Origin of the sequence: Bradyrhizobium sp. CCGB12 (assembly GCF_024199845.1) — a bacterium.
GTDB lineage: Bacteria > Pseudomonadota > Alphaproteobacteria > Rhizobiales > Xanthobacteraceae > Bradyrhizobium.
On sequence record NZ_JANADO010000001.1, the window covers coordinates 4,575,911 to 4,591,588 of the forward strand.

Annotated in this window: 14 protein-coding genes; 11 read left to right on the plus strand and 3 right to left on the minus strand. The window is 64.0% G+C overall.

The features are described 5' to 3' along the window. Nucleotides 1–217: 217 nt before the first annotated feature. A complete protein-coding gene (locus NLM27_RS21380) occupies nt 218–1,834 on the minus strand; it encodes a B12-binding domain-containing radical SAM protein (RefSeq protein WP_254145190.1) in 1,617 nt (538 codons plus the stop codon). A 341-nt stretch (nt 1,835–2,175) separates the two neighbouring features. Here NLM27_RS21380 and NLM27_RS21385 point away from each other — a divergent pair, with 341 nt between their 5' ends. From NLM27_RS21385 to NLM27_RS21435, 11 genes are all read left to right on the plus strand, one after another. Further along, complete coding sequence (locus tag NLM27_RS21385) at nt 2,176–2,625, plus strand: (2Fe-2S)-binding protein (protein ID WP_254145191.1); 450 nt, start codon at nt 2,176–2,178, stop codon at nt 2,623–2,625. 11 nt (nt 2,626–2,636) lie between these two features. After that, entirely contained in the window at nt 2,637–4,823 is a 2,187-nt protein-coding gene (locus tag NLM27_RS21390) for a molybdopterin cofactor-binding domain-containing protein (protein ID WP_254145193.1), read from the plus strand. A 105-nt stretch (nt 4,824–4,928) separates the two neighbouring features. Next, entirely contained in the window at nt 4,929–6,200 is a 1,272-nt protein-coding gene (locus tag NLM27_RS21395; RefSeq protein WP_254145195.1) for an NAD(P)/FAD-dependent oxidoreductase, read from the plus strand. A gap of 243 nt (nt 6,201–6,443) precedes the next feature. Continuing rightward, nucleotides 6,444–6,830 carry a sulfur oxidation c-type cytochrome SoxX gene (soxX, locus tag NLM27_RS21400; RefSeq protein ID WP_254145196.1) on the plus strand — a complete coding sequence of 129 codons (387 nt, stop codon included), beginning with the start codon at nt 6,444–6,446 and terminating at the stop codon, nt 6,828–6,830. Between the two features lie 8 nt (nt 6,831–6,838). After that, on the plus strand, nt 6,839–7,306 hold the full coding sequence (locus NLM27_RS21405; RefSeq protein WP_254145197.1) for a SoxY-related AACIE arm protein: 468 nt from the start codon (nt 6,839–6,841) through the stop codon (nt 7,304–7,306). Continuing rightward, the gene (soxZ, locus tag NLM27_RS21410; RefSeq protein WP_254145198.1) at nt 7,306–7,623 is read left to right on the plus strand and encodes a thiosulfate oxidation carrier complex protein SoxZ; all 318 of its coding nucleotides are present in this window, start codon (nt 7,306–7,308) and stop codon (nt 7,621–7,623) included. The genes NLM27_RS21405 and soxZ overlap by 1 nt, the downstream gene beginning before the upstream one ends. Continuing rightward, nucleotides 7,620–8,399 carry a sulfur oxidation c-type cytochrome SoxA gene (soxA, locus tag NLM27_RS21415; RefSeq protein WP_254145199.1) on the plus strand — a complete coding sequence of 260 codons (780 nt, stop codon included), beginning with the start codon at nt 7,620–7,622 and terminating at the stop codon, nt 8,397–8,399. The genes soxZ and soxA overlap by 4 nt, the downstream gene beginning before the upstream one ends. Nucleotides 8,400–8,461: 62 nt before the next feature. Then, the gene (locus NLM27_RS21420; RefSeq protein WP_254145200.1) at nt 8,462–9,811 is read left to right on the plus strand and encodes an ABC transporter substrate-binding protein; all 1,350 of its coding nucleotides are present in this window, start codon (nt 8,462–8,464) and stop codon (nt 9,809–9,811) included. After that, the gene (locus NLM27_RS21425) at nt 9,808–10,746 is read left to right on the plus strand and encodes a carbohydrate ABC transporter permease (RefSeq protein ID WP_254145201.1); all 939 of its coding nucleotides are present in this window, start codon (nt 9,808–9,810) and stop codon (nt 10,744–10,746) included. Before NLM27_RS21420 ends, NLM27_RS21425 begins: the two co-directional genes overlap by 4 nt. Then, nucleotides 10,743–11,567, plus strand: coding sequence for a carbohydrate ABC transporter permease (locus NLM27_RS21430; protein WP_254145202.1), 825 nt, complete (start codon nt 10,743–10,745; stop codon nt 11,565–11,567). Before NLM27_RS21425 ends, NLM27_RS21430 begins: the two co-directional genes overlap by 4 nt. Nucleotides 11,568–11,783: 216 nt before the next feature. Next, a complete protein-coding gene (locus NLM27_RS21435) occupies nt 11,784–13,715 on the plus strand; it encodes a S9 family peptidase (protein WP_254145203.1) in 1,932 nt (643 codons plus the stop codon). A 7-nt stretch (nt 13,716–13,722) separates the two neighbouring features. Here the strand turns inward: NLM27_RS21435 and NLM27_RS21440 are convergent, their stop codons facing one another. Both NLM27_RS21440 and NLM27_RS21445 read right to left on the minus strand, forming a co-directional pair. Continuing rightward, entirely contained in the window at nt 13,723–14,427 is a 705-nt protein-coding gene (locus NLM27_RS21440; protein WP_254145204.1) for a cysteine hydrolase family protein, read from the minus strand. 211 nt (nt 14,428–14,638) lie between these two features. Next, nucleotides 14,639–15,592, minus strand: a complete 954-nt coding sequence (locus tag NLM27_RS21445) for a hypothetical protein (protein WP_254145205.1) — start codon at nt 15,590–15,592, stop codon at nt 14,639–14,641. Nucleotides 15,593–15,678 lie beyond the last annotated feature (86 nt).

Below are 15,678 nucleotides of genomic sequence, written 5' to 3' on the forward strand. Positions count from 1 at the left end.
ACGGACGTGCACCAGACCTCGCCAATTCGAATGCCCGCGCGGAACTTCCAGACGCCGAAATCGCGGCAGGCCTAGTGTCGTCCTGATGACGATCAGCTTAAGGTTGTTCGGCTGTCAAGCGAGGATCTTACGCGCGACGGCCGTTTTGATTGCCGCAAGGCGGCACGCCCGGCGGCGCATCATAGCGTCGCCAGCGTCCCTCTCGGCTCGCCCTATGTCAGGCCAGATGTCGCGCCTCGGTCGCACCCGCGGCTGCGACGGGACTCGGCATGTGCTCGTCCAGCGCCGCCAGGCGTTCATCGATGGCAGCGATGACCTTGCGCGAGAACGGCCCGAGATGCGCATAGGCCGCGATCATCTGCACGGCAATGCGCGCGGATGACGTGTCGCGCTTGGCGCAGTTCATGAAGGTCTGCCACAAAGGCCCCCGCGCTTCGGGAAGCGCGGAAACCACACGATGCACGGTCTCCATCGCGCCGAGCTTGGCGCGAATGTCCCCTTCCGCGAGTTCGTGGCGCTGCCTGGAACGGTCGAGCAGCGTCATCAGGCGATCGACGCGTCCCGCATAGGCGGCCGGGCTGTAGACGTGCTCCAGCACCCGCTTGTAATCCGTCAGGATATCGCGCAGTGGCCGCACCGGATCGAAGTTGATCCCGGCCGTGCACTGATCGGCGCCGATCGTCGGCGCCACATCGTGGCCCGGGTGTAGCCGGCCTTCGCGCTCGAGACGGCGCGTGAGCTGCGTGTTCGGCAAGGCATAGAGCAGTCCGACCATGCTGACGGGAATCGCCGCCTCTTCGATGAAGTCGATCATGGCGTCCGCCATCGAGACTTTCTCGTTGTCGAAGCCGACGATGAAGCCCGCGGTGACGAGGATGCCGGCGGCGTAGATCTTGTGGATGCTCTCGGCGATGTTGCGCCGCGTGTTCTGCTTCTTCCGCATCGCGACCAGGGTCGCCGGATCCGGACTTTCGATGCCGACGAAGATGCCGAAGAAATTCGCCGCCCCCATCAACTCCAGCAACTCAGGATCGTCGGCGAGGTTGACCGAGGCTTCGGTGGAGAATTCGAACGGATAGCCGTGGGCACGCTGCCATTCTGCGAGCTGGGGCAGGAACAGCCGCAGCGACTTCTTGTTGCCGATGAAATTGTCGTCGACGAAGTCGAGATGACCCCGATAGCCCATCCCGTAGAGCGTATCGAGCTCGTGCAGGATCTGCTCGTTCGTCTTGGTCCGCGGCACGCGTCCGTAGAGCTCGATGATGTCGCAGAACTCGCAGGTGAACGGACATCCGCGGGAATACTGCACACCGAGATAGAGGTAGTCCTCGAACTTGAGCAGGTCGAAACGCGGCACCGGCGTCTTGGTGACGTCGGCCTGGAATTTCGGCGCGGTGAAGACGCCGGACCGTGCGCCGCTGTCCCAGGCCGCGATGAATTCGGCGATCACGCTCTCGGCCTCGCCGAGCACCCGGAAGTCGGCCCGCTCATAGATGTGGGGACTCGAGGTGGGATCGGGACCGCCGACGACCACCGGCTTGCCAGCCGCGCGGCAGAGCTCGATCAGGCGCAGCGTATCGGCCTGCTGCGGCAGCATTCCGCCGGTGAAGACGACGTCGGCCCAGGCGAGATCGTCGTCGCCAAGGGGCGCCGTATTGCAATCGATCAGCCGGACCGTCCAGCCCGCGGGCAGCATCGCGGCGACGGTGATCAGGCCCAAAGGGGCGGCAGGGCGCTTGACGCCCAGCACTTTGCAGGATTCGCCAAAGGTCCAGAAGGACTCTGCCGAGAACAGCGGATAGAGCATCAGTACGTTGGGACCCGACACGTTCATGGAACTCCTGTTGACGGCGGCGCAGTGTACCAAAGCGTCCTCATCTTGCACCCCGGCAAAAGGGACAAACTGTCGCCTCTGCGAAGCGGCCGATCCGGCCCGGAACCCGCGTTCACGGCCCGCGACGTCGTCTCAAGCCGCGGATTGGCGCCCAGCGAAGAGGCATCGATCCGAATCGATCGACAAGGGATGAGGCAAAACATCGCCCCAGTCCATACTCGCATGCGGCCGAGCCATGCATCCCTGTTAGCCCGCGGACTGTTGATTTGAACAGTTCCAGTTTGCCCGACACATTGCGCCCCTGCGTTCAATCGGTGGATTGGGCCAATCAGGGGACTGCGATGGCAAACCTAACAATCAACGGAAAAACCTTCACACTCGACGTCGAGCCAGATACGCCGCTGCTCTGGGCGATCCGTGAGAATGCCGGCCTGACCGGCACCAAATATGGTTGCGGCATTGCACAATGCGGCGCCTGCACGGTTCACATGGATGGCGTGGCGATGCGCTCCTGCGGCGTTTCGGTCAGCGAGGCCGAGGGCAAGAAGATCACCACGATCGAGGGGCTTGCAGCCGCGGATTCGCTGCACAAGGTGCAGGAGGCCTGGATCGCCCAGGACGTGCCGCAATGCGGCTATTGCCAAAGCGGCATGATCATGGCGGTGGCGGCGCTGCTGAACGAGAAGCCGAAGCCGACCGACGCCGACATCGACGAGGCCATCACCAATATCTGCCGCTGCGGCACCTTCCAGCAGGTGCGCGAGGCGATCCACACGATCGCAAGCGCGTAAGGAGCGGCGACATGAACAAGCACGTCTCTCCCAAGATGAATCGTCGTGCCTTCGTCATCGGCAGCGCCACGCTCGGCGCGGGCCTCGCAATCGGGCTCGACATCCCCTTCGGCGGCCCCGCCGTGGTCCGCGCCGCGGACGGCTCGCCTGAGATTGGCGCCTGGGTCGTGGTCAGGCCCGACGACACCGTCGTGATCCGCATCGCCCGCTCGGAGATGGGTCAGGGCTCGCTGACCGGCCTTGCCCAGCTCGTCGCCGAGGAGCTCGAATGCGACTGGACCAAGGTCACGACCGAATATCCGACCCCAGGCCAGAGCGTCGCCCGCAAGCGCGTCTGGGGCGATTTCTCGACCGGCGGCAGCCGCGGCATCCGCTCCTCGCAGGACTATGTCCGCAAGGGCGGCGCCACCGCGCGCGTGATGCTGATCCAGGCCGCCGCCGATGCGTGGAAAGTGCCGGCGTCCGAATGCACGGCCGCCAACAGCGTCATCACCCATGCGCTAACGGGCAGGACGACGACCTACGGCAAGGTCGCCGAGGCCGCGGCGAAGCTGACGCCGCCGGCCGACGTCAAGCTGAAGGATCCGAAGGACTGGAAGCTGATCGGCAAGGGGGTGAAGCGGCTCGATACTGTCGACAAGACCACCGGCGCCATGATCTACGGCGTCGACGTCAAGCTGCCGGGGATGCTGAACGCCGCGATCAAGGACTGCCCGGTGTTCGGCGGCAAGCTGAAGAGCTTCGACGAAGCCAAGATCACCGGCATGAAGGGCGTCAAGAAGGTCGTCAAGGTCGGCGACACCGCAGTCGCGGTCGTCGCCGACACCTGGTGGCATGCCAAGACGGCGCTGGAAGCGCTGCCGATCGTCTGGGACGAGGGCGACAACGCCAAGGTCTCGAGCGCGTCGATTGCGAAATGGCTGGCCGAGGGCCTCGACGACGCGCAGCCGGCCTATGTCGGCAACAAGAACGGTGACGCCAAGGCGGCAATCGCCGGCGCCGCCAAGAAGATCGAAGCCGTCTACAGCTATCCCTACCAGAACCACGCCACGATGGAGCCGATGAACGCCACCGCGCTCTACACCGCCGACAAGTGCGAGGTCTGGTGCGGCACGCAGAACGGCGAGGCGGCCTTCGCGGCGGTGCTGGAGGCGTCCGGCCTGCCGGCCGAGAAGTGCGACGTGCACAAGGTGATGCCCGGCGGCGGCTTCGGCCGGCGCGGCCAGACCGACTATGTCCGTCAGGCCGTCATCATCGCCAAGCAGATGCCGGGCACGCCGATCAAGCTGCTGTGGTCGCGCGAAGAGGATATGGCGCATGGGAGGTATCACCCGATCACCCAGTGCAAGATGACCGGCGCGTTCGACGCCAACAACAATCTGGTCGCGCTGCACTACCGCCTGTCGGGGCAATCGATCCTGTTCTCGCTGCGTCCCGAAGCGCTGCAGAACGGCATGGATCCGGCGGCATTCCAGGGCGTCGCCCAATCCGGCGAGGCCGCGTTCGGCTATTCGGTGCCGAACCTGTTGATCGAGCATGCGATGCGCAACCCGCACGTTCCGCCGGGCTTCTGGCGCGGCGTCAACGTCAATCACAACGCGATCTACATGGAATGCTTCATGGACGAACTGGCCCAGGCCGCAGGCCAGGACCCGCTCGAATTCCGGCGCAAGCTGATGGGCAATCACCCCAAGCATCTGGCGGTGCTCAATGCCGTGGCCGAAAAGATCGGCTGGAGCACGCCGGCGCCGCAGGGCGTCTATCGCGGCATCGCGCAGGTCATGGGTTACGGCAGCTATGTCGCCGGCGCCGCCGAGATCTCGGTGACTGACGGCAGCAAGATCAAGGTGCATCGCATCGTCGCCTCCACCGATCCCGGCTACGTCGTCAATCCGGCGCAGGTGGAGCGGCAGATCGCGGGCTCCTTCGTCTATGGTCTCTCCGCGCTGTTCTACGGCGGCTGCACCGTCAAGGACGGCAAGATCGAGCAGACCAACTTCGACACCTACAACTCGATGCGCATCAACGAGATGCCGAAGGTGGAAGCGGTGATGGTGCCGAGTGGCGGGTTCTGGGGCGGTGTCGGCGAGCCGACCATCGGCGTCGCGGCGCCGGCGGTGCTCAACGCCTATTTCGCCGCGACCGGCAAGCGCATCCGCTCGGTGCCGCTGCGCGACCAGAACATCACCTTCGCATAGAGCATGATCCGAAGAAGTGTGAAGCGGTTTTTCGAAAGTATCATGCTCAAATAACAACACCGTGGCGGCCATACCGGCCGCCGCGGCATTTTCCGGACAAGCCTCATGAATGCGCCGGTGACACGGCGGAATGCCGTCCTCGGCATCACCGTCGCGGCCACATCGCTCGCCGCCCCCTCGATCCTGCGCGCGCAATCGGCGGGCCGCGTCGTCGTGGTCGGCGGCGGCTTTGGCGGCGCGGCTTGCGCCCGAGCGCTGAAGCGCGCTGACGCGAAATTGCAGGTCACGCTGATCGAGCCGAACCGGACCTTCATCTCCTGCCCCTTCAGTAATGAGGTGATCGCGGGCCTGCGCGAGATGGCGGCGCAGCAGTTCGGTTACGACAAGCTCGCCGCCGAGGGCATCAGCATCGTCGCTCGGGCTGCGACCGCCATTGATGCACAAAAGCGCAGCGTCACGACGTCGGATGCCGCTACGCTGATCTACGACCGTCTCGTGCTCTCGCCCGGCATCGACTTCCACCTCGAGGCCCTGCCCGGCTACGACGACGTCGCATCGGAGAAGATGCCGCACGCCTGGAAAGCCGGCGCGCAGACTCTTTTGCTGCGCAGGCAATTGGAGGCGATGGCGGATGGCGGCACGGTCGCCATTGCAATTCCGGCCAATCCCTCGCGTTGCCCGCCCGCGCCCTACGAGCGCGCCAGCCTGATCGCACATTACCTCAAGACGCAGAAGCCACGCTCGAAAGTCCTGGTCCTCGATGCCAAGGACACCTTCTCCCAGCAGCGGCTGTTCGAGACGGCGTGGAAGGAGCTCTATGGCGACATGATCGAGCGCGTCGCGCTCTCGCAAGGCGGTCGCGTCACCTCGGTCGATCCCGCGACCAAAACCATCGTCACCGAGTTCGGCAACTACACCCCTGATGTCGCCAACGTCATTCCGCCACAGCGGGCCGGGCGCATCGCCGAAATCGCGGGCGCCACGGATGCGACCGGCTGGTGCCCGATCGATCCCGTCACCTTCGAATCGAAGCTCGTCAAGAACATCCACGTCATTGGCGATGCCTGCCTCGGCGGCGGCATTCCCAAATCGGCTTCCGCTGCAAGCGCGCAAGGCAAGGCCTGCGCTGCCGCGATCGTCGCTTTGCTCGCGGGCCGCACGCCGGACGCGCCGCGGTTGACAGGCATCTGCTACAACACCGTCGCACCCGGCTACGGTTTTTCGCTCGCCGGCGACTACCAGCCGAAAGGCGACATCTTCGCGGAGGTCGAAGGCGGCGCCACGAGCCCGGTCGATGCGCCGCGCGAGCTGCGCGCCCGCGAGGCCGGCGAGGCCGAGCGCTGGTTTCAGACCATCACGGCGGACACTTTTGGCTAGATCATGATGAGACGAAGCCACCGCCACGACCACGGTGCGCCCCCTCCCCCGCCTGCGCGGGAGGGTCGGGGAGAGGGTGTCTCCGCACGCAAGAACCCCCAAGAGGAGAGAACCCTCACCCGCCGCTGCGCGGCGACCTCTCCCGCAAGCGGGAGAGGTAAGTGGAGCTCGCAGCGATCTCCGTCGCCCCATCGAGCACTTGCAATTGCATCATTGATCGTGGCGAGGTTGGTCTCGCCTGCCATGGCGGACGAGCTCGCGTCCTACAAGGTCGTCGGCGACGGCATTCCGGAATCGCTCACGGGCTCGCCCGGCGATGCCGCGCGCGGACGCGCGCTGGTGCTGGCGCGCACGACGACCTGCATCCTCTGCCATTCCGGTCCATTCCCGGAAACGCGGTTCCAGGGCGACCTCGCGCCCGATCTCACCGGCACCGGGAACCGGTGGTCGGCGAGCCAGTTGCGGCTTCGACTGGTCGATGCCTCGCGCTTCAACCCGCAGACCATCATGCCGTCCTACTATCGCAACGATGGGCTCGTGCGCGTTGGACGCAATTTCGCCGGTAAGCCGATGTTGTCGGCTGCCGAGATCGAGGACATCGTGGCTTATCTTGCAACGCTTCGAGACTAGGACTGCCCATGCCGACCACGCGACGACAATTCTTGAGCCTTGCCGGCAGCGTGACGGCCGCTGGCACGATTCCGATCGTCACGCTGCGGCCGGTCGAGGCCACGCCGGCAATGCTCACCGCTGCGATCCGCAACGTTGTCGGTGAAGCGCAGATTCGTACCGGCAAGGTCAATCTCGACATTCCGCCGCTGGTCGAGAACGGCAACACGGTGCCGATGACGGTGAGCGTCGCAAGCCCCATGACCGCGGATGACTACGTCAAGACCATCCATGTCTTCAACGAGAAGAACCCGCAACCGAACATCGGCAATTTCCATCTCGGCCCGTCCTCCGGCCGCGCCCAGGTCTCGACCCGGATCCGGCTCGCCGACACCCAGAAGGTGGTCGCGATCGCGCACATGTCCGACGACACGTTCTGGCAAGTCGTCGCCGACGTGGTCGTGACGCTGGCCGCCTGTACCGAGGAGATGAACTGATGGCCGCGCTCATCAATGTTCCAGCGAGGGCCAAGCGTGGCGACGTCATCGAGATCCGCACGTTGACCTCGCACGTCATGGAGACCGGCTTCCGCCACACCGCGGACGGCAAGCTGGTGCCGCGCGACATCATCACGAGCTTCACCTGCCGCTACAACGGCGCAGAGGTCTTTCGCGCCGACCTGTTTCCGGCGATCGCGGCCAATCCTTATCTCTCCTTCTTCACGGTGGCCAAGGAGAGCGGCAAGTTTGAGTTCGAATGGATCGGCGACAATGGCTATTCGTCCACCGCGTCGACATCGATCACGGTCGAATGAGCTCTTGGCGCGCGATAGCGGCGGCAACATTGTACGCCGCGGCCCCTGCCCTGCTCGCCGGTGAAATCCCGCCCGATGCGCGCCGGTCCGGCTATTCCTTCATGGGGCCCGACACGCGCGCGATGCAGGATGACGACACGTCCAATCCAGGTATGCTGTTCGTGCTCGACGGCGAGGCGCTGTGGGGAAAGAAGACCGGCAGTGCGGAGAAGTCCTGCGCGGACTGCCACGGCGATGCCCGCAGCAGCATGAAGGGCGTCGCGGCGCGCTATCCATCCTTCGACAAGGCGCTGGCGCGCCCTGTCACGCTCGACCAACGCATCAATCTCTGCCGCGCCGATCATCAGCAGGCAACGCCGCTCCCCTACGAGAGCCGCGACCTCCTGGCGCTGTCCGCTTTCGTCGCCCATCAATCGCGTGGCGTCGCGATCACGGCCGGCGACGATCCACAGGTACAACCCTTCGTCGAACAGGGTCGCGACCTGTTCATGCAGCGCGAGGGCCAGCTCAATCTTGCCTGCGCCAATTGCCATGACGACAATTTCGACAAGCGCCTCGCGGGCGCGCCGATCACGCAGGGACAGCCGACCGGCTATCCCCTCTATCGGCTGGAATGGCAAACGCTGGGATCATTGGAGCGGCGGCTGCGCAGCTGCATGACCGGCGTGCGCGCCCAGGCCTATGACTACGGTTCGCCCGAGCTGGTCGCGCTCGAGCTTTACCTGATGTCGCGGGCGCGTAGCATGCCGATGGAGACACCGGCCGTACGTCCCTGATCCACATATGAATATTAGGACTAGGCAGGCGTGGAACGGACGCTAGTATCCCCCCAACGAAGATGAGTCAGAGGGAGGAGACTAAATTGGCCAACCACAGCATCTCGCGCCGTACGCTGTTGACAGGCACCGCCGCAGCCGGCGCGCTCAGCCTGACCGGTTTGCCAGCGCGCGCCGAGGTCAACTGGAAGAAATACGCCGGCACCAAGCTGGAGGTCATCCTCGCCAAGGGCCCGCGCGGCGACAACCTGCAGAAGAACATCAAGGAATTCACGGAGCTCACCGGCATCCAGGTGGAATCGGAGCAGATCCCCGAGCAGCAGCAGCGCCAGAAGTGCGTGATCGAGCTCACCTCGGGCAGGCCGAGCTTCGACGTCGTGCACATGAGCTATCACGTGCAGAAGCGGCAGTTCGAGAAAGCCGGCTGGCTCACCGACATCACGCCGTTCATGAAGGACCCGACGCTGACCGCGCCGGATCTCGTCGAGAGCGATTTTTCGGCTGCTGGCCTGCAATACGCCAAGAACGACAAGGGCCAGATGCTGTCGCTGCCCTGGTCGGTCGACTACTTCATCCTCTACTACAACAAGGAGCTGTTCCAGAAGAAGGGTGTCGCCGTCCCCAAGACGCTCGACGAGATGGTTGCTGCTGCCGAGAAGCTGACCGATACCAAGGACGGCACCTATGGCTTCGTCGGGCGCGGCCTGCGCAACGCCAACATGACGTTGTGGACCAACTTCTTCCTCGACTACGGCGGTGAATTCCTTGACGCCAAGGGCAATATCCTCACGGACGGACCGGAAGCGGTCGCGGCGACAAAGCTCTATCAGACGTTGTTAACCAAGGTCGCCCCGCCCGGCGTCGCCGGCTTCAACTGGATGGAGTCGATGGCCTCGTTCACGCAAGGCCGCTCCGCAATGTGGATCGACGGTGTCGGCTGGGCGCCGCCGCTGGAGGATCCGGCCGCCTCGCGCGTCGTCGGCAAGGTCGGCTACACCGTCGTGCCGGCCGGACCGAAGGGACAGTATTCAGCCACCTACGGCGACGGCCTCGGCATTGCCGCGGCGAGCAAGAACAAGGAAGCCGCCTACCTGCTCTGCCAGTGGGCGGTCTCGAAGAAGCAAGGCGCGCGGCTGCTGCAGGCCGGCGGCGGCGTGCCGTTCCGCAACTCGATCCTCAACGACGCTGAAGTCCAGAGCGGCGTGAAGATGCCCAAGGAGTGGCTGCAATCGGTGATCGACTCCGCCAAGATCAGCAAGCTCGGCCTACCAGTGATCATTCCGGTCGCCGAATTCCGCGATCTCGTCGGCGCGGCGATCACCGCGACTCTAGCCGGCGCCGATCCGGCACCCGAACTGAAGAAGGCCCACGAGCAGTTTCGTCCGATCCTGGAACGTAGCGAAAAGACGTGAGCGCGCTGACACAATCGACTCCGGCCGCGGCACAGTCTGGTGCCGCGCCGGAGACAGAGTTGAGGCCGCCGTCCTACTGGCCATTCGTAGCGCCGGCGCTGGTCGTCGTGCTCGCCATCATCATTTTTCCGTGGGTCTTCACCATCTGGATGAGCCTGAACGAGTGGAAGGTCGGCTCGCCGACCACCTTCGTCGGGTTCTCCAACTATCTGCGGCTGACGAGCGATCCCCGCTTTCTCGAGTCGGTCGGCCATACTCTGGTCTACACCGTATTGTCGGTGGCGCTGCCCCTGGTCCTCGGCACACTCTCGGCCGTGGTGTTCCACCAGAAATTCGCCGGCCGCGGTTTTCTGCGCGGCATCTTCATCATGCCGATGATGGCGACGCCCGTCGCGATTGCGCTGGTCTGGACCATGATGTTCCACCCGCAGCTCGGCGTGCTGAACTACCTCCTATCACTGGTCGGGATCCCCGCACAGCTCTGGGTGTTTCATCCCGCGACCGTCATTCCCTCGCTGGTGCTGGTCGAGACCTGGCAATGGACGCCGCTGGTGATGCTGATCGTGCTCGGCGGCCTCGCCGCCATCCCGACCGAGCCCTATGAGAGTGCGCAGATCGACGGCGCCAATATCTGGCAGGTCTTCCGCTTCATCACCCTGCCGCTGATCATGCCGTTCCTGTTCATCGCCGGCATGATCCGCATGATCGACGCGGTGAAGAGCTTCGACATCATCTTCGCGATCACGCAAGGAGGACCGGGCTCGGCGTCGGAGACGATCAACATCTATCTCTACAGCGTCGCCTTCACCTATTACGACCTCGGCTATGGCTCGGCGATCGCCGTGGTGTTCTTCCTGTTGATCGTCCTGCTTGCAGCCGTCATGCTCTATGCCCGCCAGCGCATGCTGTGGACCGAAATCTCGAGCGGCACATGACACCCCGTCAGATCATCGGCAAGATCGGCCTGTGGCTTTCTGTGCTCGTCATCGTGTCCCCGGCGATCCTGTTCTTCCTATGGATGGCGTCGCTGTCGCTCAAGTTCGAGGTCGACAATGCCGCCTACCCGCCGGTGTTCATTCCCGAGCACGTGGCCTGGAAGAACTATGCGGACGTGCTCGCCTCCAACCGCTTCATGACCTATTTCATCAACAGCCTGGTCGTCACCGGCAGCGCGACCGCGCTTGCGCTGCTCGTCGGCGTGCCCGCCGGCTACGGCATCGCGCGCATGGCCGCGCACAAATCCGCGATCGTGATCCTGATCGCCCGCATCACGCCCGGCCTGTCCTATCTGATCCCGCTGTTCCTGCTGTTCCAGTGGCTGGGTCTGCTCGGCACGCTGGTGCCGCAGATCATCATCCATCTGGTCGTGACCGTGCCGATCGTGATCTGGATCATGATCGGCTATTTCGAGACGACGCCGATGGAGCTGGAGGAAGCCGCCCTGATCGACGGCGCCACGCGCTGGCAGGTGTTTCGCCATGTCGCGCTCCCGATCGCGAGGCCCGGCATCGCGGTCGCCTTCATCCTGGCGGTGATCTTCTCCTGGAACAACTTTGTGTTCGGCATCGTGCTGGCGGGACGCGAGACGCGCACCCTGCCGGTCGCCGTCTACAACATGATCTCGTTCGATCAGCTGAGCTGGGGTCCACTCGCAGCCGCCGCGCTGATCGTCACCCTCCCGGTGCTGCTGCTGACGGTGTTTGCGCAGCGGCAGATCGTGGCCGGGCTGACGGCAGGAGCCGTCAAGGGCGGGTAGCTGCAACCGCTCCTGATGCTTATCTCCGCGCAACGGCGAAGCCATGCCGCAGGAAGCGCGCTCTTGCGCGCTTCCTCACCATAGGTTGATCGATTTCGGCGCTCCCATCCTCCACTTGGAGTTGACCCAAAGTTTTGCACGCACGTATGCTACGAATTGTAGCATTACCGGTGGCGAAAGTTACGCCGAGGGTGCGAGACGCCAAAGAGACGCCAGATGTCAGCCCGTCCCCTGATCCCGCGCCGGAAGCTGTTTGGTAATCCGACCTATGTTGGAGCCAAGTTATCGCCGAATGGTCAGATGCTGTCCTGGCTCGCCCCGGTTGACGGCGTTCTGAACATCTGGGTGTCGCCGATCGACAGCATCGCGGCAGGACAACCCGTGACACGCACCAGGGGCAGACCAATCAACTGGCAGAGTTGGAGCCCGGACGGTCGCTTCATCATGTTTCTCAACGATGAGAACGGCGACGAAAATCTGCACCTGTTCGTGGTCGATCCCCACACGCTGGAACTCCGCGATCTCACGCCCTTCGCCAATGTCCGCGCAATGCCGACGCACTGGTCGTACGTTGTTCCCGACAGGATCGCGATCAGCCTCAACGATCGCGACGAACGATGGCACGATACCTACCTGCTCGATCTCGCAACCGGCCAGCGCACGCTAGTTTGGGAAAATCGCCAGGAATTCCATTTTGTCGGGCTCGACTGGCAGCTCAAGCCGCGCCATGCCCACAGCAATGCGTCCGACGGAGGCACACGACTTTGGCGCATCGACGAGGAGAAGGTCACGCATTGGCGCGACGTCCCGTACGAAGCCTATACGAGCACACGGCTCTGGATGTTCGACGCCGGGGGCAACCACCTCCATATGAGCTCGAGCCTGGAGCACGACAAGTCGGCGCTGCTGCAGATCAACTGGTCCAGCGGAGAAGAGCGCCTCCTGTTCAAAAGCGATCGCGCCGACGTGACGGGAGCCATATTCAACGCCCGGACATTCGAGCCGGAGGCAGTCTGCATCGATCCTGGTCGGCCGGAATGGACGGCCTTGACGCCTGAGGTTGCAGCCGAGCTCGATCTGATAAGAGCGCAGATCCCCCGTCATGCGTTTTACGTCGAGAGTCAGAGCGACGACGATCGTCGCTGGATCGTGACAAGCCACGCGGCAGAGCAACCGGCCACCTATCATCTGTTCGATCGAGACAGGCAGACTCTCACGGAGCTGTTCACGGCGCGCCCCGAGCTGAAACCTTACCGCCTGGCGCCGATGCACGCTGTGCAAGGCAAGTCGCGCGACGGCCTCACCCTGGTCTCATACCTGACCCTGCCGGCGGATATCGATGGTGACCGCCCGTCTCGGCCGCTGCCGATGGTCCTCATCGTCCACGGTGGTCCGTGGGGCCGCGATATCTATGGCTATCGCCGCGATCACCAATGGCTCGCCGATCGTGGCTACGCCGTCCTCTCCGTCAACTATCGCGGCTCGACGGGCTTTGGCAAGGCGTTCGTCGCCGCCAGCGAAAAAGAGCATGCGCGAAAGATGCATGACGATCTCATCGACATGGTCGATTGGGCGATCGCCGAGGGAATCGCCCAGAAGGACAAGGTCGCGATCTTCGGCGTGTCCTACGGCGGACTGGCCTCGTTCATCGGCGCGACTTTCACGCCAGAAGTATTCTGTTGCTCGGTGCCGGTCGTCGGCATCTCCAACCTGCAAACGCTCCTGGAATCGATGCCCCCCTATTGGGCCGGTTTCGCAGAGTTCATGTTTCGCAGCTACGGCGATCCGCGCACTGAAGAGGGCCGCAAGCTGCTCGCCGAACGTTCACCGATCAACAAGATCGACAATATCAAGAAGCCCATGCTGATCTTTCATGGCGCCAACGACGTTCGGTGCAAGATCGCGGAGAGCGACACCATCGTTGCCGCCATGCAGGCCAAGAACATTCCGGTGACCTACATCGTCTATCCCGACGAAGGACACGGATTCCAGAAACCGCCCAATCAGCTCTCCTACATCGCAATCGCCGAGGCCTTCTTTGCGCGGCATCTGGGCGGTGCCTGCGAGCCCATTGGCGAGGATTTTGAAGGATCGAGTCACGAGGTTCGCGCTGGGGCCGACATCCTGTCCGACCTGGGCGTGGCCTGATCCCTCGTTACCCCTGTGTGGTCGAAGTCTTCATCGCGTCCAGGACTGCGGCGGACTCGGCGACCCAGCCGAAGATGCCGCCCTGGGCCTTGATCATCTTGAGGCCCATCTCGTGAAACTCGGGAAAGTAGGATGCGCAGCCGTCCGCGATGACGACGCAGCGATAGCCGCGGTCGTTTGCCTCGCGCACGGTGGTGTTGACGCAGACCTCCGTGGTGACGCCGCACACGAGCAGGTTCTCGATGCCGTGTTTCGCCAAGACGTCGCCGAGTTCGGTGGCGTAGAATGCGCCCTTGCCCGGCTTGTCGATGACGATCTCGCTGTCGAGCGGATAGAGTTCGGGAATAATGTCGTGACCGGCCTCGCCGCGGATGAGAATGCGTCCCATCGGGCCGGGATCGCCGATGCGAAGGCTCGGCGCGCCGCGCTCGATCTTCGCCGGCGGCGCGTCGGAGAGATCGGGCAGATGGCCTTCCCGGGTGTGGATCACGAGTATGCCGGTCCCGCGCGCAGCCTCCAGTACCGCGCCGATCGGTTTCACCGCGCGCGCGAGCTGGCTGACGTCGTTGCCGAGCGTCTCACCGAAACCGCCGGGCTCCATGAAGTCGCGCTGCATGTCGATGATGAGAAGCGCCGTGGAGGGCCAGTCGAGCTTGACCGGCTCGGGCTCGGCGCTGATGACGCCCAGTGTCGGCTTGGTTGAGTTCGACATGATGCCCCCCATCGCGAGAACTCGCTTTGCCAGAAGTTCTGCAAGCACCGTGCCATTGTGCACAATTGCGGTGGAACGTGAGCCGCGAGCGAATTCGTTGGGCGTTCAGTAGGTTACGCCGGAGATCGAGGGCGGCTTATTCCCTGTGCGACGGCTTTGCGACGTGCACTTGCTTAAAGGATGAGCGCTCTCGCGTCGTCATTCCGGGGCGCTATCGCCCCGTCCCATACAGCAGCCGATACTCGTCCTCATAGGACGCGTATGAATCCTTCAGCGTCGCCATGTTCAGCAGCATGGTCGCGACCATCGTGCCCGCCTTGTCGAACACGCGCGTCTTCACCCAGGCGCTTTCAGTGCGCCGGCTGCCGGAGAGCGCGACCACCTCGCGTTCGACTTCGTAGTCTTCGTCGACGAAGAGCGGGCCCTTCACCAGCCTGATCTCCTGATCGGCGAACAGGCCGACCGCCGGTCCCTTGGCCGGCAGCGGATCGTCCTTGGAGCGATACTGGAACAGCACGCTCAGCATCTCCATCGGGATGATGGGCTTGCGCCAGGGATTGTCGGCGCCCGAATAATACGGCGAGCTCTCTGTGATGACGGCGAGCTTTTGCCGGAGGGAGAACGGATAGAGGTCGCCCATGGTCTGGTCGAAGGCCATGCGGACCGACTGCCGCCTGCTGGTCTGGGCAACTTTCACGTCGCGCAGGATCACGGGATCGGCGAGCGGCTTGAGCTCGGCAAGACGCGCTTCCAGCGCGGTCGCTACGTGCGGCTCGCCGACCGAGGCCGTGCCGCGCAGCACCTCCGTGCCGTCGCGCTTGACCATCTGGACCTGGCACTGGCTCGTGCCGGGCAGAGGCTTCGACAGGATCGCCTGCACCTCCTCCCCCTCATAGCAGACGCTGCGGTAATGCGCGGAGAGGCATCCCGTCTCGAACCAGGCCCGTCCCCACAGCCGCGCGCCGAGCGGTGCGAACTGGCTGAAATGCGTGGGCCCCTCGATCGTGCCGCCCTTGAAGCCGAGCTTCTGCGCGGTGGCGTCGTCGTGGATCGAGGCGTGCGCATCGTAGGTCTGCGCCTGCAGCATCTGGCGCGGCTGACGCCACGGTCCGATCAGCGCCTCGGCCGTTTCCGTGATCTCGGTGTCGAATGCGTTCGCAGTCATGGTGCTCTCCACTGGAAGCCATGACTAGCAGGAGCGCCACGGATGCGGCCAGCGATATTGACTTCGTCGTTGCATGCTTTTGACTG